Below are 376 nucleotides of genomic sequence, written 5' to 3' on the forward strand. Positions count from 1 at the left end.
GCGAGGTGATGGAAGGCAACAAAGCGATGAGGCCCGGGAAGACCGAATACATCAGGAGTTATGCGTAGACCGAGAGCAGGCGTCCGAACCGGACGGAGATGTAGCCGAACGCGATGCCGCACACGACTATTCCGACGGCGCACAGGCTGATGAGGCGGTGGCCACCAGCGGCGACGTCCGGCGCAAGATCCATTACTACCGAATGGACCTGGCGCACTCCGACGCCTCAGTCATACAGGCGTATCCGCGGGAGACCACCGAGGCGTTCCTCGACGGGCACGTCGCCGCCTTCGCCTTCTTCACGGGCGTGCCGCTGTTGATCCTGTACGACAACACGAAGATCGCGGTCGCCAAGATCTGCGGTGACGGGCAGCGC

General features: G+C 63.3%; 1 pseudogene. It reads left to right on the top strand.

Features of this window, described 5'->3' with window-relative positions:
- Window positions 1-139 precede the first annotated feature (139 nt).
- Window positions 140-376, top strand: a pseudogene (locus MKK63_RS29660) (IS21 family transposase); the annotation flags it as partial.

This window comes from Methylobacterium sp. J-088 (assembly GCF_022829295.1).
GTDB lineage: Bacteria > Pseudomonadota > Alphaproteobacteria > Rhizobiales > Beijerinckiaceae > Methylobacterium.